Annotated in this window: 15 protein-coding genes and 1 tRNA gene; 7 read left to right on the forward strand and 9 right to left on the reverse strand. The window is 61.0% G+C overall.

Annotated elements, in window-relative coordinates:
• The first annotated feature begins 50 nt into the window (after window positions 1–50).
• Window positions 51–1010, forward strand: coding sequence for a DUF808 domain-containing protein (locus ACN0SW_RS00355; RefSeq protein ID WP_417725898.1), 960 nt, complete (start codon window positions 51–53; stop codon window positions 1008–1010).
• 415 nt (window positions 1011–1425) lie between these two features.
• On the forward strand, window positions 1426–3777 hold the full coding sequence (locus ACN0SW_RS00360) for a DUF6851 domain-containing protein (protein ID WP_417725899.1): 2352 nt from the start codon (window positions 1426–1428) through the stop codon (window positions 3775–3777).
• Window positions 3778–3901: 124 nt separating this feature from the next.
• On the opposite strand, the gene ACN0SW_RS00365 is transcribed toward ACN0SW_RS00360, so the two are convergent.
• A tRNA-Pro gene (locus ACN0SW_RS00365) sits at window positions 3902–3978 on the reverse strand.
• Between the two features lie 260 nt (window positions 3979–4238).
• Here ACN0SW_RS00365 and ACN0SW_RS00370 point away from each other — a divergent pair.
• The 3 genes from ACN0SW_RS00370 (at window position 4239) to ACN0SW_RS00380 (ending at window position 8425) form a co-directional block, all read left to right on the forward strand.
• Complete coding sequence (locus tag ACN0SW_RS00370) at window positions 4239–5105, forward strand: GAF domain-containing protein (RefSeq protein ID WP_417725900.1); 867 nt, start codon at window positions 4239–4241, stop codon at window positions 5103–5105.
• A gap of 120 nt (window positions 5106–5225) precedes the next feature.
• Window positions 5226–6746, forward strand: coding sequence for an aldehyde dehydrogenase (gene adh, locus ACN0SW_RS00375; protein WP_417725901.1), 1521 nt, complete (start codon window positions 5226–5228; stop codon window positions 6744–6746).
• Between the two features lie 131 nt (window positions 6747–6877).
• Window positions 6878–8425 (forward strand): Na/Pi cotransporter family protein, encoded by a 1548-nt coding sequence (locus ACN0SW_RS00380; protein WP_417725902.1) that lies wholly within the window; start codon window positions 6878–6880, stop codon window positions 8423–8425.
• Window positions 8426–8473: 48 nt separating this feature from the next.
• Here ACN0SW_RS00380 and leuB read toward each other — a convergent pair whose 3' ends face one another.
• From leuB to leuD, 4 genes are all read right to left on the reverse strand, one after another.
• On the reverse strand, window positions 8474–9580 hold the full coding sequence (gene leuB / locus ACN0SW_RS00385) for a 3-isopropylmalate dehydrogenase (protein WP_417725903.1): 1107 nt from the start codon (window positions 9578–9580) through the stop codon (window positions 8474–8476).
• A gap of 78 nt (window positions 9581–9658) precedes the next feature.
• Window positions 9659–10630 carry an endonuclease/exonuclease/phosphatase family protein gene (locus tag ACN0SW_RS00390; RefSeq protein WP_417726308.1) on the reverse strand — a complete coding sequence of 324 codons (972 nt, stop codon included), beginning with the start codon at window positions 10628–10630 and terminating at the stop codon, window positions 9659–9661.
• A gap of 74 nt (window positions 10631–10704) precedes the next feature.
• Window positions 10705–11505, reverse strand: coding sequence for a hypothetical protein (locus tag ACN0SW_RS00395; RefSeq protein ID WP_417726309.1), 801 nt, complete (start codon window positions 11503–11505; stop codon window positions 10705–10707).
• Window positions 11506–11886: 381 nt separating this feature from the next.
• Entirely contained in the window at window positions 11887–12492 is a 606-nt protein-coding gene (gene leuD / locus ACN0SW_RS00400; protein WP_417725904.1) for a 3-isopropylmalate dehydratase small subunit, read from the reverse strand.
• A gap of 81 nt (window positions 12493–12573) precedes the next feature.
• On the opposite strand from leuD, the gene ACN0SW_RS00405 reads away from it, so the two are divergent.
• Window positions 12574–13188, forward strand: coding sequence for an isopropylmalate isomerase (locus ACN0SW_RS00405; protein WP_417725905.1), 615 nt, complete (start codon window positions 12574–12576; stop codon window positions 13186–13188).
• Window positions 13189–13238: 50 nt separating this feature from the next.
• On the opposite strand, the gene leuC is transcribed toward ACN0SW_RS00405, so the two are convergent.
• The 4 genes from leuC to ACN0SW_RS00425 all read right to left on the reverse strand — a co-directional run bounded on the left by leuC (window position 13239) and on the right by ACN0SW_RS00425 (window position 16807).
• A complete protein-coding gene (gene leuC / locus ACN0SW_RS00410; RefSeq protein WP_417725906.1) occupies window positions 13239–14642 on the reverse strand; it encodes a 3-isopropylmalate dehydratase large subunit in 1404 nt (467 codons plus the stop codon).
• Between the two features lie 305 nt (window positions 14643–14947).
• A complete protein-coding gene (locus tag ACN0SW_RS00415; RefSeq protein ID WP_417725907.1) occupies window positions 14948–15445 on the reverse strand; it encodes a hypothetical protein in 498 nt (165 codons plus the stop codon).
• 166 nt (window positions 15446–15611) lie between these two features.
• On the reverse strand, window positions 15612–16313 hold the full coding sequence (locus ACN0SW_RS00420) for a response regulator (protein ID WP_417725908.1): 702 nt from the start codon (window positions 16311–16313) through the stop codon (window positions 15612–15614).
• Window positions 16310–16807, reverse strand: a complete 498-nt coding sequence (locus ACN0SW_RS00425; RefSeq protein WP_417725909.1) for a MarR family winged helix-turn-helix transcriptional regulator — start codon at window positions 16805–16807, stop codon at window positions 16310–16312. Before ACN0SW_RS00425 ends, ACN0SW_RS00420 begins: the two co-directional genes overlap by 4 nt.
• Window positions 16808–16973: 166 nt before the next feature.
• Here ACN0SW_RS00425 and ACN0SW_RS00430 point away from each other — a divergent pair, with 166 nt between their 5' ends.
• Window positions 16974–17840 (forward strand): branched-chain amino acid aminotransferase, encoded by an 867-nt coding sequence (locus ACN0SW_RS00430; RefSeq protein ID WP_417725910.1) that lies wholly within the window; start codon window positions 16974–16976, stop codon window positions 17838–17840.
• Window positions 17841–18578: the final 738 nt, after the last annotated feature.

Consider the following 18578-nt stretch of genomic DNA (forward strand, 5'->3'; position numbering starts at 1 on the left):
TAATTGGAAAATATAGACTATTTTTGCAGCAAACCAAGACAGAGGTATTGATGAGCGGACTACTGGCCCTTTTGGACGACGTGGCAGCAATTGCAAAGCTGGCGGCAGCGCAGCTTGACGATGTTGCCGGGCAGGCCAGCAAGGCCGGGGTAAAAGCCGCTGGTGTGGTTATTGATGACGCGGCCGTGACGCCCAAATACGTGACGGGTCTGCCCGCCGCGCGTGAATTGCCTATCGTGTGGAAAATTGCACGCGCGTCCTTTTTCAACAAGCTGGTGATCCTGTTGCCCGTGGCGCTGCTCTTGAATGCGGTCCTGCCGTGGCTCTTGACTCCTCTCTTGATGATTGGGGGCGCATATCTGTGTTTTGAGGGGGCTGAAAAGGTCTGGCACCTGATTATCCCGCAAAAGGATCACGGTCCTCAGCAGGCGGAAACGCTGGATGCGGCGCATCTGGAAGAACAGCGGGTAAAGGGCGCAATCAAGACCGATTTCATTCTTTCGGCTGAAATCATGACAATTTCGCTTGCCCAGATCGAGATTGACACGTTGTGGATACAGGCGGCGGCGTTGGCTGCTGTGGCCATCGGCATCACCGCGCTGGTCTATGGCGCCGTGGCCCTGCTGGTCAAAGCGGATGATCTCGGTGTTCTGCTCAGCGTCAAGGGCCGGCTTGCCGCGACACGGGCGTTTGGCCGCAGAATTGTCAAATCCATGCCCGCAGTAATGCTGGTGATCGCGACGATCGGCACAGTGGCCATGCTTTGGGTCGGTGGCAGTATCATTGTGCACGGGGTCCATGATCTCGGCTGGCATCTGCCGTATGAACAGATCAAATACGCCGCCAAGGTCGCGGCAGAGACCCTTGGCGCGGCCAACGGCTTTGTCACTTGGGCGGTCACTGCCGGGTTGGATGGCGTGATCGGTCTGGCCGTCGGATTTATTCTGATTCCGATTGTCACCCGCGTCATCGCGCCGGTCACGGGCTGGCTCTTTCCTGAAAAGACCTGAAGCGGCCCTGGCTGCCCAAACAGACCCTGGGGCAGTGTGGGGGCAGTGGGGCCAGCCACCTTGCGGTGCGTCTCTGCAATCACCTGTCTGCGCCCATTGTTCTGTCCTGCATTTCCGCAGCAGGACCAGCGATAAATCCCGGCCCGAACCCGCCTTTACAGTCAAACCTTGCGATCCGGTTACGGCCCGGCGCGCCCGTACGCTACCGCCGCACAACCGTACGGCTGTTGACGGTTTCCTGGCGACAAGTAATGGCGGGTTGTGCGGTTTTAATGGGCAGACAACCGGGATGACCCCGCCGCCATCGGAAAAACTGGTCATAAAAATCTTGATAAAAACCAGATTCACACGCAATTGTGATGACGCGTGAAATCACGTGAAGACCATCGAGCTTGATAATGAACAGGAATTATTCATGCAAATTACCCAACAATCAGTTGTTGCGCAGTGGAACGAACTGCAGCTTCAAGTTATTCGTGAAGGCTCTCCCGCGCCAACACCCACAACCTATCAACTCCACATCGTAAGCGCTGCGGTCTACGACGCCTATGCCGCGCTATCCCCGAGCGCATCGGGGCACTATTCCGATATTGCAACATCACTTGCAAACACTGAGGAGAACAAGGCCGAGGCGGTCAGTTTTGCCGCCTACACCGCACTTGTTGACCTTTATCCCGAGAGAACGGCGGATTTTGACGCCCTGATGCAAGAGCTGGGATACAATCCCGCGACAGCCTCGACCGATCCTGAAACCCCGGCAGGTCTGGGCACGCTGGCCGCGCAAAACGTGTTTGCCGCCCGCGAGAATGATGGCTCGAATTCAGAAAACGGTTTCACGGATACCACTGGTTTCGTGCCCGTGAACGAGGCTGACCCGACCTCTGACCGCGCGCCGGGTGGCGAGAATTTCGATCCCAACCACTGGCAGCCGTTGCGCGAACCCAATGGCACGCTGACCGATGGGAACGGCATCCCGATCTTTGACAATAACGATCCCAGCACCTTTGATGATCAACAGGCGTTGACCCCGCATTGGGGCGGTGTCGATGGTTTCGCGCTGACCTCGGGCGATCAGTTCCGCCCGCCCGCGCCGCCCGAGTTGGGCGATTTCTCGGAGTATACCGACGGTCTTGGCAATGTGACGACCGCCGATCAGGCCTATCGCAACCAGATCGGTCAAGTTCTCGAGATTTCCGCCAACCTGACGGATGAGCAAAAGGTCATCGCGGAATACTGGGCCAATGGTCCGCGCGGTGAAACCCCTCCGGGTCACTGGTTCCAGATCGCTCAGGATCTCGCGCTGCGCGAGGGACATGGCATCGATCAAGACGCCGAGATGTTCTTTGCCCTCAGCACGGCCATTCTCGATGCCGGGATCGCCACATGGGAGGCGAAATACACCTATACCTACATCCGTCCCTATTCGGCCATTCGCGATCTCTTCTTCGATCAGGAGATTCAGGCATGGGGCGGTCCGAATCAAGGCACGCAGACAATCCTTGGCCAAAACTGGCTGCCGTATCAGGATGTGACCGCGCCCACGCCACCGTTTCCGGAATTTGTTTCGGGTCACTCGACCTTTTCGATGGCTGCCGCGCGAACCCTTGCCGCCTATCTGGGCAGTGACACCTATTACGACGGCACCAGCCTCAGCAACTATGATCTCGACGGGGTCGCGGGCATCGACATGCTGGGCGAGTTCGTGACCACAGAACTGACCTTCGAGAACCGCGCCGATGGCGGCGATCCCATCGTTCTGCGCTGGGACACCCTGACCGAGGCGGCCCAAGAGGCGGGCATTTCACGCATTTACGGCGGCATCCACATTCAGGATGGCAATCTGCGCGGTCTTGAAGTGGGCGAGAGCGTGGCCGAGAACGCCCAAGTGCGCTGGAGCGCGCTTTTCAGCAACGGCGGGTCGGATTTCACCACGTTGTCGGACGATGGCGGTCTGGCCCTTGCAGGGGCGGGCAACGACAGCGTCCAAGGCGGGGCCGGAGATGATACCATCGAAGGCGGTGCTGGCGATGACGTGCTGGCCGCAAGCGACGGCAACGACGTGGTTCTCGGCGAGGCGGGCAATGACCGGATCGGCGGGGGTCTGGGCAACGACGTGATCGACGGCGGGGCCGGGGATGACGTGATCGGCGCTGGTCAGGGCGATGACATCGCCGCAGGCGGTGACGGTAATGACGTGGTCAGCGGCGGTGCGGGCAACGACAGGCTCGCGGGCGGTAATGACAATGACTCGATCTCAGGCAGCTTTGGCGGCGACAGCATCGACGCTGGCGATGGCGATGACCTCATCGGCGGCGGCACCGGGCAGGATACCATCGAGGCGGGCGCGGGCGATGACCTCGTCGGTGGCGGCGAAGGCGATGACGATATCTTCGGCGGCGACGGTAACGATTTCCTCGCCGGGGGTAGTCGCGACGACATCATCGACGGCGGCGCGGGCAACGACACCATCAACGGTGGCGCGGGCTCTGACCTGATGGCCGGTGGCGAAGGGGCCGATCTCTTCGTGTTCAACGCGTTCGTTGACGGCGATTTCGACCTGATCACCGATTTCGAGGTAGGCGTCGACCGCTTCCTGATCCGGGTGAACGATCTCGACAACGGTGGCAACGGGCTTCAGGGCTTCGTCGATGCGCTTGGTATCGTCGATACCGTGGCCGGGGCCCAGTTCAACGTGAACGGCAACGACGTGCTGCTTGAGGCGGTGCTGGCGTCCAATCTCACGCTTGACAGCTTCACCTTCCTCTGAGGGGGGGGGCGGGGGCGGTACTTGCCGCCCCCTCTCGCCGTCGGGCAACAGGGCGCGCACCTCAAAACGACCAAAGGCCCCTGGCGGGGTCTTTTTCATACGGCGATACTATTTGGGGTGTCACTGGTCGGGCTGAGAGGATTCGAACCTCCGACCCCCTGCTCCCGAAGCAGGTGCGCTACCAGGCTGCGCTACAGCCCGACCGTGAGACAGGCGATTATACCGCGAGGCAGGGCATTGCAAGGGGTTTCGAGACCGAAGAGCCGCTGCATGTCATTGGTCCAAAGGTCTGATTGACAGGGTGGTGGGACAGAGCGTCTAACAGAGTCCAGATCCCCCTTCAAAGGCTCCGGAGGTCCGACATCACCTATCGCTGCTCCCATGTAGACAAGGTCCTCGAACAATCGCACTCCGCCTCCGCCCCGGCGCGGTCGCGCATCGTGGCCTCTTGGCGGCGCTCAATGCTCAAACATGGGTTGGACCCGGCCGAGCGCCGCGCGCCCGAACGGGTCGATCTGCTAGATCTTCAGGCCCGTCAGGGCGAGCATGCGCAGTTCCTTCAGGTGGCGGCCCCCAAACTGGACCAGCTTTTTGGCCTTGTCGGGCATTCCGGCTGTGCGGTTCTCTTGACCGATGCCGAAGGTGTCGTGCTTGATCAGCGCTGCGCGCAGGGCGACGCCGCGATTTTTGAGGACTGGGGGCTCTGGCAAGGGGCCGATTGGTCAGAGGCGGCAGAGGGCACCAACGGGATCGGCACCTGCATCGCCGAGGATCGCCGGGTCATCATCCACCGCGATGAACATTTCCTTGCGCGCAACACCGCAATGAGCTGCATGGACGCGCCCATCTATGGTGCCGATGGCTGCATCATCGGCGCGCTCGATGTCTCGTCGGCGCGCTCGGACCAGACCGAGGCGTTCAACCGGCTGATCGCCGCGATGGTGGCCCAGACCGCCCGCCAGATCGAGGCCGACAATTTCCGCGCCGCCCATCCGCGCGCGCGCATCCTCTATGCCGACCATGACGAGACCGAGGCGGCGATGCTGCTGGCGGTCGATGCCGACGATATCGTCGTGGGAGCGACCCGCGCCGCGCGCAAGGCGTTTAATCTTGGCGCAATCGGCCCGATTCGTCCTGTTCCCGCCTCGGACATTTTTGGCCGCGACGACGGGCCCACCGGCTTTGAGCGGGCAGAGCGCGCGGCGGTGATTCGCGCCCTCGCACGCGCCTCCGGCAATGTCTCTGAGGCAGCGCGCGCACTCGGCATCGGGCGTGCCACGCTCTATCGCCGGATGAAACGGCTGGGTGTCGGTGAAAACCTCCACTGATGTGTCTCAGGACTGAGACAGGTCGCCCCCCCACGCCCCGCCCCCCCGGTGACGGCGCGCAGGGTAGGGCGCATGCTGCCTCCATTCCCGGCGGAGGACCGGGCGCAACGGAGGAACCCCATGAACGAGATGACCCAAGTCGCGAGCCATTACGCCTCGCCCTTTAAAACGCGCTACGACAATTTCATCGGCGGCACATTCGTGCCCCCCGTGAACGGGCGCTATTTCGACAATATCACACCGATCACCGGTGAAGTGGTCTGCGAAGTGGCCCGTTCTGATGCGATGGATGTGGAACTGGCGCTCGACGCCGCCCACGCCGCGCGCGAGGGCTGGGGTCGGACCTCGGCCGCCGACCGCTCGAACGCCCTGCTCAAGATTGCCGATGTGCTTGAGGCCAATCTCGACCTTCTGGCGCAGGCCGAAACTTGGGACAACGGCAAGCCGATCCGCGAGACGACCCATGCCGATATCCCGCTCGCTATCGACCATTTCCGGTATTTCGCGGGCGTGCTGCGCGGGCAAGAGGGCACCATGTCCGAGATCGACCACGATACCGTGGCCTATCATTTCCACGAACCCTTGGGCGTCGTGGGGCAGATCATCCCGTGGAACTTCTCGATCCTGATGGCGGCGTGGAAACTCGCCCCTGCCTTGGCCGCTGGCAATTGCATCGTGCTGAAACCGGCCGAGCAAACGCCCGCCGCAATCATGGTGCTGGCCGAGTTGATCGCCCCCCTGCTGCCCGCCGGTGTTCTGAATATCGTCAACGGCATGGGGGCCGAGGTCGGCGCGCCGCTGGCGAAATCGACCCGCATCGCCAAGATCGCCTTTACCGGCTCGACCGCGACGGGCCGCAAGATCATGGAGGCCGCGACCGAGAACCTCATTCCCGTGACGCTGGAACTGGGGGGCAAATCGCCCAATATCTTCTTCTCGGATGTAATGGCGCAGGATGACGCCTTTCTCGACAAGGCGGTTGAAGGCTTTGTTCTCTTTGCCTTCAATCAGGGCGAGGTTTGCACCTGCCCCAGCCGCGCGCTGATTCAGGAAGACATCTATGAGGAATTCATCGCGCGCTGCATTGCCCGCGTGAAGGCCATTCAGCAGGGCGACCCGCGCGAGATGACCACAATGGTCGGCGCACAGGCCAGCCAACAGCAGTTCGAAAAAATCATGTCCTATTTCACCATCGGTGTGGAAGAGGGGGCCGAGGTGCTGGTGGGTGGCGACGCTGCCCGCTTCAACGGCGAGATCGCGGGCGGCTATTACATCCAGCCCACCATCCTCAAGGGCCACAACAAGATGCGCGTGTTCCAGGAGGAAATCTTTGGCCCGGTCGTGTCCGTGACCACCTTCAAGGACGAGGCCGAGGCGCTCGCCATCGCCAATGACACGATGTATGGGCTTGGCGCCGGGGTCTGGACCCGCGACGGCACCCGTGCCTATCGCTTTGGCCGCGCCATCGAGGCGGGGCGCGTCTGGGTCAACAACTATCACGCCTACCCGGCCCATGCGGCCTTTGGCGGCTACAAGCAATCGGGCATCGGGCGCGAGACCCACAAGATGATGCTGGACCACTACCAGCAGACCAAGAACATGCTGGTCAGCTACAACCCCAACAAGCTCGGATTTTTCTGAGCTACCTAAAGTCACGAGTGCAGGCCGTCGGGGATTACCGGCGGCCTTTTTCGTGGATTACCCGAGGATGCCCTCAGAGGTGCTTGGCTTGCCGCTGGCCGAGGTGCATTCTGCGCCAAAGGGGATCATGAATGACGATGCAGATCATGAGCGCGCTGGGCGGGGTCGGGCTTTTTCTTCTGGGCATGGAACTCATGACTGCCGCCCTGCGCGAGATGGCCGGCTCCGGGTTGCGGCGCAGCCTTGCGCGGCTCACCTCATCGCCTTTGCGCGGGGCTGTCAGCGGGGCACTGGCCACGGCGGCAATCCAATCCTCTACGGCGGTCACGTTGATAACGATTGGCACGGTAGGTGCGGGCCTGCTCAGCTTTGCACAGGCCATCGGGGTGCTCTACGGGGCCAATATCGGCACCACCGTCACCGGCTGGCTGGTGATGGTGCTGGGGCTCAAGCTCAAGCTGGGGGTGATCGCGCTGCCAGTGCTTTTTGGTGCGGCGATGCTGTCGCTCTTGGGGCAAGGGCACAGCGCGCGGGCTGGTCGGGCGCTCTCTGGTTTTGCACTGCTGTTCATCGGGCTGGACATGATGCAGGGTGCGCTGACCGGGGCAGAGAGCCTGTTGCATCCCGGCCTCTTGCCCGGTGATGGCTGGGGGGGCCGTATGCTGCTGACGGCGCTGGGCATGGGGCTTGTGGCGCTCATTCAATCCTCGTCGGCGGGCATGGCGCTGGTGCTGGTGCTCTTGGGGACCGGGTCGGTCAATTTCGCACAGGCTGCGGCGCTGGTGATCGGGTTCAACATCGGCACCACAGTGACTGGCCTTTTGGCGGCCTTGGGCGGCGGGCGGGCGATGCGGATGACGGCGCTGGCCAATCTGCTCTTCAACATTGGCACGGCGGCGCTGGCCTTTCCCTTGCTCGATCTGGTTGCACCGATCTTGCATGGCACCGGGTTGGGGGCGGATGATCTGACGGCCTTGGTGCTATTCCACACCGGGTTCAATACTCTAGGGGCAGCCGTCTTTCTGCCGTTCACCGCGCGTTTTGCGGCGCTGGTTGAGCGGCTTGTGCCTGAACGCCCGGTGCCTCTGGCCGAGGCGCTGGACCAGCGGCTGCTGGCGGATGAGGGGGCAGCGCTGGACGCAGCCCAAGGCGTGGCAGACGGGCTGCGCCATGTGCTCTTTTCCGCGCTGGCCAAGGCCCTCGGGGCAAATGGTGATCTGCGCGGGCTGGCCTCGGTCTCGGTTCAGGGCGCAGATGTGATCAAGGCGCTTGAATCGTATCTCTCACAGGTAAGGATTTCACCCCAGCGTACGGCCGATCAGGCCCGCTATGTTCTGCTCTTGCATCAAATTGACCATTTTCAGCGCTTGTTAGAGCGTTGTCGGCAACGCGACCGCATCGCCACTCTGCGCCAAGAGCCGCAGTTGCGCCGGGATATCGCGGCGTTGTCCGCCGCTTTGGCACGCGAGATCGAGCCCCGCCGCCTTGAGCGCCTCTCAAATCTGATTGGCACACGGGCCGCGCGGTTCCGACGGGGTGCGCTTTTGCGCGAACATGTGGGGCTGATTTCGGTCAGTGAGGTTTTTGCGCGCACCGATGCCCTGCGTTGGCTGGTGCGGGTGGCCGAACATGCCGACCGACTCGCGGTGCACGCCCAAGAGGCCCGAGTGGTGACATGAAAAAGGCCCGCACCGGGGGGCGGGCCTTGATCTCATATGCGTCCGGCGTCAGAGGCTCGCGTCGAGCGCCGCCACAATCGCATCGCCCATTTCCGAGGTCGAGACCGGCGTCACACCGTCCTCACCCAAGAGGTCGGCGGTGCGAAGACCATCGGCCAGAACCTGCTCCACAGCCTTTTCCAGCCGCGTCGCCTCTGCCCCCTGATCGAACGAATACCGCAGCGCCATGGCAAAGCTGAGAATGCAGGCGATCGGGTTGGCCTTGCCTTGACCGGCAATATCGGGGGCCGAGCCATGCACCGGCTCATAGAGCGCCTTGGGCCGGCCATTGGCCATCGGCAGGCCGAGCGAGGCCGAGGGCAGCATGCCAAGCGAGCCCGTGAGCATCGCCGCGGCATCCGACAGCAGGTCGCCAAAGAGGTTGTCGGTGACGATCACGTCGAACTGCTTGGGCCAGCGGCAGAGCTGCATCGCGCCGGCGTCGGCATACATATGGCTCAGCTCGACATCGGGGTAATCCGCGTCATGCACACGCTGCACCACTTCGCGCCACAGGATGCCGGATTCCATCACATTGGCCTTTTCCATCGAACAGACCTTGTTGCCCCGCTTGCGCGCCAGCTCGAACGCGGCGCGCGCCACGCGGTCGATCTCGCTCTCGGTATAGCGCTGCGTGTTGATGCCCACACGCTCGTTGCCTTCGGTGAAAATGCCGCGCGGCTCGCCGAAATAGATGCCGCTGGTCAGTTCACGCACGATCATGATGTCGAGCCCCGCCACCACATCGCGCTTGAGGCTCGAAAAATCCGCCAGCGCGTCAAAGCATTGCGCCGGGCGCAGGTTGGCGAACAGGTCCATTTCCTTGCGCAGGCGCAAGAGGCCGCGCTCGGGCTTTACGCTGAAATCGAGTGCGTCGTATTTCGGTCCGCCCACGGCCCCCAAGAGCACGGCATCGACCTCTTGCGCCTTTGCCATCGTGTCGTCATGCAGCGGCGTGCCGTGCTTGTCATAGGCGGCCCCGCCCACCAGATCCTCGGATACATCAAAGACCAGCCCCCGCTTGGCCCCGAACCAGTCGATGATCTTGACCACCTCGGTCATGACCTCGGGGCCGATCCCGTCACCGGGCAGAATAAGAAGCGATGGGTTGCTCATGGGGCGTTTCCTTGGCTTGCGTTGGATGTTGCCCGTTGGCCTATACGCAAGCCCCGGAATGGTCAAGAAAGCCCGATGTTACGGCAGGCTAAGATCGACCCAGACCAACCGATGTCGACTGGCTATGGCCACCAGATCACCCTCTGGCGTGCCCTCGGGCGGCCAATGCACGCCCGCCCCCGTGACGGTCAGATCAGCGGCAGGCAAGATATAGGACACCCGCCGCGCGCCGGGGCCGGGGGCTGGCCAATCGACGGTCTCGAGCTGCGTCCCCGGCCCGGCGCGTATCGGGCGCGGGTCTTGCAGGCGCGGATCGGCCAGCAGCGCGCGCAGCGCCTCGGGCCGCCCCTCGCCCAGTTGCGCGTCAAGGTTGGCATGGCCCATCAGCACGAACCGCGCCTTTGGTGGCGGCCCGAACGCCCCATCGAGATAGAGCTGCCAGAACCGGAGCTCATCGTGGTTGCGCCGCCCGTTCAAATCTTCGGGCCCGTCAAATACCGGAGGCGAGGCGTGAAACATCAACACCCGCAACACCCCTGAGGAAAGCATTACCGGCACCACCCAATGCCCGTTTGACGACAGTCGTTGAACCGCCTGCGCCTGTTCTGACGGAAACGGCATTCCCTCACGCAGCGGCAAGAGCGCTCCGGGCAGGTCACGCCACAGAAACGCGCTGAAGTCCTGCGCGCCGGCACGATCCAATGGGTGGCGCGACAACAGCGCCATACCGCCTTGTCCGGCAAACTCGCCATAGCCCTGTGCATCGCGCGGCCCGCCACGCCGCCCGTCGCCATCCATGTCTATCCCGGTCGCCATGCCTGCGTTGGGTGCACGTGCAAAGACATGGGCGTAACGCGGCCCGCCCCCCTCTGCGATGAGGTCACGCAGCGCGCTCAGCGCCAAGAGGTCAAGATCGTAATCCACCCCCTGCAAGATCAGGATATCAGGACGCGTCTGCGCCAGCACCTCTACGATTGCCGCAATCTGCGCATCCGCGCCGCGCCGCAAATCCCGCAAGAGCAATCCCGGTCCGGCGCGTTCCAGATCCACATTCCAGCTTGCCAGTCGCAGCGTATCCGCACGCACGGGCAGGACACAGATCAAGAGCGCCAGAAGCCCCGCGATCAGGCGCTTTGCAGCCTCTTGCCGGGCAGCGCGTCGCCCTCTGCATAGGCGCGGCGGCGCTTGTCCTCGATCATGTCGGCAATCCGGCTCATCGCGATACCGCGCATCAACATGCTGGCAGGAAGAAATGCCCATGCGGTCATTGTCCAGATCAGGGTTTGCGGATGCGTGATGGAAATCGGGTCAATCATGGTCGAGGCGGCGCGCACCCCCGCCGGAATCAAGAATGGCAGCAAAGACCCTAACACAATGTTAAGACCCGCATCCCGGCGCAAGCGATGCAGCACGTCGCCGCCTCCGGTCGGGTCAAACAGCGGCAGGTTGACCCAGACGTTGAACGCCCCCGAGCGCGAAGGCCATCCCAAAAGACGTACCAGCGTCACGAAATAAAGGATCATCGCCAGCGAGATCGCGTAGGAGATCCCCGAAGCGATCCGCACCATGTCGATCAGGGCGGCATCCGCATCAGCGGGCATCATCAGTACAACCAAACGCACCGGAGAGTATGGAAAATCAATCGCCTCGCCCAGACCTCGGCCCAATTGCGTTAACCATTCGGTCGCTCCTGTCGGATCGGTGGTGCCGCGCACGATCATCGACAGGGATAACAGGATAAGGCCCAGAGCAACGAACTTGCTTCGGTTGAAGGGGGGCGCAAAGCGAAATTCTATGATGCTGGGATATTTGCCGTAATACTCGATAAAGGTCATAAAACCTGCGAGGATCGACAGCACGATAACGATCTGCGCGGTGTCCGCACCGGTCGAGGGCACGACCAGAGAAGGCGTTGCCACCATCATTAAAACAAGAACGGCCCGCGTAAGCGCACCTGGAATCAGTGAAAACACTGCCCTTTCCCCTTCAAACTGGTCGATCGCGATACAATGCCGCGCCCTTGTGCCAACTTGATCCCGCACTTTATGGCGGGCTGCCTCAATCTTGCCTAATTTTTGCCTACTTTAACTAACCACCACAAGTCCTTGGTTAATAAGACGAAAGATTTAGGGCCGATTGAAGGTCTAACTGGTGCAGGATTGCATCAAACTTGGAGCGGATTTATGGCGTAACATGCTGTAACTACTGTATCTAGTGGTACGCGCCAAAGTGACCACAAGAGGGGTCATGCAAATAAAAACGCCGCGGGCAGACCCGCGGCGTTGTCGAGGTTCGGTTTTACGGGTTTAAACCCAAGGGCGCGCCTGTGACGCGCTGGCCTCAAACGCCTCGATCGCGTTTGCCTTTTCCAGCGTCAACCCGATATCGTCCAGGCCCTCAAGCAGACAATGCTTCTTGAACGCATCCACCTCAAAGGCAAAGACCTCACCCTCCGAGGTTGATACGGTCTGCGCCTCCAGATCCACTTCGATCCGGGCATTGGCGCCTTTTTCGGCTTCCTTCATCAGCACATCAACCTGCTCTTGCGGCAGGGCAATGGGCAGGATGCCGTTCTTAAAGCAGTTGTTATAGAAAATATCGGCATAGCTCGGCGCGATGATACAGCGAATGCCGAAATCCTTGATCGCCCATGGCGCATGCTCGCGGCTTGACCCACAGCCGAAATTGTCTCCGGCGACCAGAATCTGCGCCTCGCGATACTGTGGCTTGTTCAGCACGAAATCGGGGATCTCTTTCCCGTCATCGTCATAGCGCATCTCGTCAAACAGGTTCACACCCAATCCCGACCGTTTGATCGTTTTCAGGAACTGCTTGGGGATGATCATGTCTGTGTCGACATTTATCAGGGGCAGGGGGGCGGCAATGCCGCTGAGTTTCGCAAACTTTTCCATTCTATTCTCCTATCCTCGGCCAAGCCCGTCGATCCGGCTCTCCGTTATTGGCAAACAAGCAGACATGTGTAACCTCATCGCATGGACATGATTGACATCGCGACGCTTTATGAATGCATCACGCGGCGCTGGTCGCCGGGCATCGGAGATCCGTCCGTCATGGCGTGGGTTACTGTTGGCGGTTATGTGGTCACGGGGGGGCTTTGCCTTGCGGCGGCGCGGGTGCGTGTGCAGGACCGTCGGTTCTGGACAATTCTGTCGGTTGTCTTGCTCTTTCTCGCTGTGAACAAACAGCTCGATCTGCAATCCGCTCTCACGGCGACAGGGCGCTGCATTTCCAAAATGCAAGGTTGGTACCAAGACCGAAAGCCCGTCCAGTTTGCTTTCATCCTTGCACTGCTGACCGCGAGCGTCACCACCATGTCGATCACTCTTATCAGATTGCGCCGTCACCTTGGTCGCATCGGCATAGCGCTTTGCGGCTTTGGGATTTTGCTGACCTTCGTCGCCATCCGCGCGGTCGGGTTCCACCATTTCGACCAGATCATCGGCATGACCTTGGGCAACTTTCGCATGAACTGGGTGCTCGAACTGTCGGGAATTGTCCTGATCTTTGTGAACGCCGTATGGGCCTGCGGGTCGCGCCAGCCCGTTCGATCCCCAAAGCCGGGTGGCTTGCAGGGACCGAAGACCTGAACGCATAGCAAGTGATACGAAATCTGACCCGCTTGGCCAGATCTCTGCCATCACATCATCTCCCGGACATCTGTCAACTTGCCGGTGATCGCCGCCGCCGCCGCCATGGCGGGGCTCATCAGATGGGTGCGTCCGCCGCGGCCCTGACGGCCCTCAAAGTTGCGGTTCGACGTCGCGGCACAGCGTTCGCCGGGGCTGAGCTGATCCGGGTTCATCGCCAGACACATCGAGCAGCCCGCAAGCCGCCATTCAAAGCCAGCCTCGATAAAGATATCCGCCAGACCTTCCTCCTCCGCCTGCGCCCGCACAAGACCAGAGCCGGGCACGACCATCGCCCGCTTCACGGCGATCTTCTTGCCCTTGAGGATTTCGGCCGCGGCTCGCAGATCTTCGATCCGGCCATTGGTGCAAGAGCCGATAAAGACGGTGTCGATCTCGACATCGCTCAGCTTCTGACCGGGCTTGAGGCCCATATACTCCAGCGCGCGCTTGACCGCATCGACCTTGCCGCCCTTAAAATCTTCGGGCGCAGGCACGGTCGCGGTGATCGGCAGCACATCCTCGGGGCTGGTGCCCCATGTGACGACGGGGGCAATATCCTCGGCCTTCAGCGTCACAACCTTGTCCCAATGTGCGTCGTCATCGGAATAGAGCGTTTTCCACCAGTTCAGTGCGGCTTCCCATTGCGCGCCTTTGGGGGCGTGCGGGCGACCTTTGACATACTCAAATGTCTTTTCATCCGGCGCGATCAGGCCCGCGCGCGCGCCGCCTTCGATCGCCATGTTACAGACTGTCATGCGGCCTTCCATGCTCAGATCACGAATAGCCTCGCCGCAATATTCGATCACATAGCCGGTGCCACCCGCCGTGCCAGTCTCACCGATCACCGACAGGGTAATGTCCTTGGCGGTCACACCGGGGCGCAGCTTGCCGGTGATCTCGACCTTCATGTTCTTGCCCTTGCGCTGAATCAGCGTCTGGGTGGCCAGTACATGCTCGACCTCGCTGGTGCCTATGCCATGCGCCAGCGCGCCGAAGGCGCCATGCGTCGCGGTGTGGCTATCGCCGCAAACCACGGTCATGCCGGGCAGGGTCCAGCCTTGCTCGGGGCCAACGATATGCACGATCCCCTGCCGTACATCCGACACAGGATAATAGTGAATGCCGAAATCCTTGGCGTTCTTGTCCAGCGCCTCAACCTGAATGCGGCTGTCTTCGGTCATGGTGGCGGCATTGGCCCGGTCCAGCGTGGTGGGCACGTTATGGTCCGGCACGGCGATGGTCTTGTCGGGGGCATGCACCGAACGCCCGGCCATCCGCAGCCCTTCAAAGGCTTGCGGGCTCGTCACCTCATGCACGAGGTGGCGGTCGATATAAAGAAGGCAGGTGCCATCTTCGGCTTCATGGGCTACATGAGCATCCCAGATTTTGTCATAGAGTGTCTTGGGGGACATGCGTCCTCTCCCGTTTTGCTGGTTGGATTGGCTATATAGAGACATCACGAGGGGCAGCGCGCCTCATAGGCGCGCGGTAATGCTGCACATTGCCCCGAAAAACCTCCAGGGCAGGCGCGCGCGATCATCCATGTCGAAAACCCGTGTCATGCACCGCAGATACAGTGCCGCAGCCGCTCTATCAAGGGGGTTGCCATCAGGGACACGGGCGCGTCACGCCGCCCCGCTTCATCTGACCCAAAATACCTCGGAGGTGTCCCCGCCGTGGCGGGGACGGGGGCAGCACCCCCGAGTCCTCTTTCCAATCAGGGTTTGTCGCCGATCTCGCCGGTGAGGGTAAAGAGCCGCTTTGGCCCCTCAGCGGCCTCGATCTTCAGCGCACCAACTCCGCGTTTCCCGGCGAATTGCCCGGTGCCGCTGACCAGTTCCCAGAACCCGTCATCATGCAACTCGGGCTTGTCCGCCCCCTTCATGAACACCGCGCGCACGGTGAACTTGACGACGGCCACATCGCCGTTCTCTGCCTCAAACCGCAGATAGCCGCGTGGATCACCCGCCACCGGCGGATTAATGTCATGCCAGCCAAATTCCGTGACCTTGGCCCCGGCCAGCAGGCCCGCACCCTCGGAAACCCCTTCGCGGCGAACGGCCATTACAAAATGCCCGGTCCCGTCCCCCATCTCGAAACGCATTTGTTCTTGTGGGTCCAAAACAGTGGTGACGGCAACGGGCGCGGCATAGGCGCTGCTCATCGTCATTGCTGCGGCGGCGCACAGCATTGCAAGCTTTTTGGTGAATATCATGTGCATCTCCTGCAACTCGTTCAATACCGGGGCGCACACGCGACCTCAGCTAAGGACAGGGTCCCATGCCGCGCCCATCGGCTCAACGAGTCTTTGGTTTCAGCCGGTCACATATATGTGCAAAAATCGTGATTTCAGAATGTGATCGCGCCTTGCCGATTATCCGTCAATCACAGGCGAGCATATAGCCTTCGCCGCGCACGGTCTGCAAATAACGGGGCTGCTTGGGATCGCTCTCGATCTTGCGGCGCAACCGTGTGATCTGCACATCAACCGCCCGCTCTTGGGCCTGCCCGCCATCGCGGCCCAGATCCTCGACCAGCTTGGTGCGGCTGACCGGCTTGCGCAGGTTATCGGCAAAAATTCGCATCAACTGCACCTCGGTCGCGGTCAGTCGGATCGGCTGGCCCGCGCGGCTCAGTTCGGCGCGCTCGATGTCATAGCGCACGGGGCCCAGATACACGATCTTGGGTTGAGTTAGTTCGGGTTCCGGTTCGGGGACACGACGCAGGATCGCATTGATCCGAAGCAACAGCTCTTTGGGCTCGAAAGGCTTGGGAAGGTAATCATCCGCACCTGCCTCCAGGCCCTCGATCCGGTCGGAGGTCTCGCCCTTCGCGGTGAGCAGCAGAATGGGCGTGGTGTGGGTCTCTCGCAGCGCGCGTGTCAACTCGATCCCACTCTCGCCGGGCATCATGACATCCATCACTATGAGGTCGAAGTCCAACCCCGTCAGCACCCGACGGGCATGCCCGGCATCCCGCGCAACCGACACCAGAAATCCGTGCCGCATCAGGAATTTGCGCAACAGGCCGCGAATGCGCTCGTCGTCATCTACAATCAGCAAATGAGGGGCGGGTTCGGTCATGTGTCACTCTCCCGAATGGCGTGGTAGCGTCGGCGCAGATCAGGGTCCATCATCGCCTCAAGCACCTGACGAAATCCTGCGACTGCCTGCGGTCCGGCGGCGCGATAGGCGGCGCGCATGCGCGCGCGCTGTGCGTCCGACAGCTTGCGTTCTAGGGTCGCGCCCGCGTCTGTCAGGGTCAGATGCCGTTCGCGCTTGTCGACGGTGCCGACCCGGCTCTCGACCAGCCCGTCCTCGATCAAAGTGCGCAACACCCGGTTGAGCGACTGCTTGGTGACACCGAGAACCGCAAGCAGGTTGTTCACCGTGGTGCCGGGACTGCGGGCGATAAAGTGGATCGCCCGGTGATGCGCCCGGCCATAGGCCATCGTGGCCAGAATACGGTCGGGATCAGCGGTAAAGCCGCGATAGGCAAAGAACATCGCCTCAATGCCCTGACGCAACTGCTCGTCCGTAAGAAACAAGAGGTTTTCGCCGCCATGCATTTCGGCCATGCTTACGCTCCGTTCACAATCTACGCACCTTGTGTTTCACATTAAGTCAGCTTTGTTGACATTCCAAGATCAAACTGCTAGCGAATCTCAGTTTTTGCGCAATTTTATGTCCGAGGTGGACGTAATTCGCGCAACAAATGAAAATCAGACTGAGAGGAAGCGGAAAATGTCTGGCTATGACGATCGGGACGGCAAGATCTGGATGGATGGCAAGCTTGTGGAATGGCGCGATGCGAATGTGCATATCCTGACCCATGCGCTGCATTACGCCAGTTCGGTCTTTGAGGGTGAGCGCTGCTATGACGGCAAGGTGTTCAAGAGCCGCGCCCATTCCGAGCGCCTGCTGAAATCGGGCGAGCTCATGGATATGACAATCCCCTACACCGTGGACGAGATCGAGGCGGCCAAGCGTGCCGTGCTCGAAGCCAATAACCTGACCAATGCTTATTTGCGCGTCGTTGCGTTCCGTGGGGCTGGCCCGGATATGGGCGTGGCCGCCGCCCGCAACCCGATCCGCATGGCCGTGACCGCCTGGGAATGGGGCAACTACTATGGCGACGCCAAGATGAAGGGCGCCAAGCTCGACATCGCCAAGTGGAAGCGCCCCAGCCCCGAGACCATCCCTGTCGCGGCCAAGGCCGCCGGTCTCTACATGATCTGCACCATGTCCAAACACGCCGCCGAGGCCAAGGGCTGCTCTGATGCCATGTTCCTTGACTATCGCGGCTATGTGGCCGAGGCGACAGGGGCCAACATCTTCTTCGTCAAGGATGGCGAGGTGCATACGCCGCTGGCGGATGCGATCCTCAATGGCCTTACCCGTCAGACCGTGATCGGCATGCTCAAGGACCGCCAGATCAAGGTGCATGAACGCCATATCATGCCCGAAGAGCTTGAGGGTTTCGAGCAGTGCTGGCTCACCGGATCTGCTGCCGAGGTAACGCCGGTTGGTCAGATTGGCGATTACACCTTCGAGGTGGGCGCCCTGACCCGCGAGGTGGCCGAGGCCTATGAGGCACTCGTGCGCGCCTGACGCCACAGCGCGTCAGACCAAATGCCGCCGCCCGGTCCACGCCGGGCGGCGTTCTTCATGAGACTTCTGCGAATTTTACCAGAAAATTGCCGAATGATTCGGGGAAAAGCCGTTCTTCATTGCCTCAGGAGGCACGGCACCTGCGCCAAGATGCTCTACCTAAACGTGTCTGAATTGTGGCGAGCCGCTGTTTGCTTCATCTCGAAAGGCCAAACCCGGAACGCCGTCCCTGCGCTGCGCTGCAGCGTTTCCTGTTATGCAACATTGCGCGGTGCCTCCGTGCTCGATTTGCGTGCATCCCCCGTATTTTCCCCTTATCACGCCGGTAGCACACCGCATATCGATTGGTTGTTTCGAAACGTAGGACAATCGGAGGGGGGTGCGTTCAGCATGTGCGACCAGAGAGACACCGGGAGGCGTGCAAATTTTGGTTGAAATATGGCCAAAACAGGTCAAGCCCAGCAAGATGCAAGGCTGTTCAATGAGGCAATATTTGGGCGGCGCCAATCTGCAGTGCAGGTGGAAATGGGCAAAATACGACGGGTAAAACATGCTAAGGTTGTAAATTTCCGAGGTTCTTGACTTGCCTTCTGGCAAGGTGCATTTTGGCCAAGTTAGTTTAATACCTAGAAAATCTGGTCTGACAGGCAGTGGGGGCATTGGGCTGTTGGAACCGTAAGGTGCTTTAAATTGACCGAAGCAATATGCACGGTGTGTCGCAATGCGTGTATCTGTCCC

It is taken from the genome of Roseovarius sp. (assembly GCF_048262375.1).
GTDB lineage: Bacteria > Pseudomonadota > Alphaproteobacteria > Rhodobacterales > Rhodobacteraceae > Roseovarius.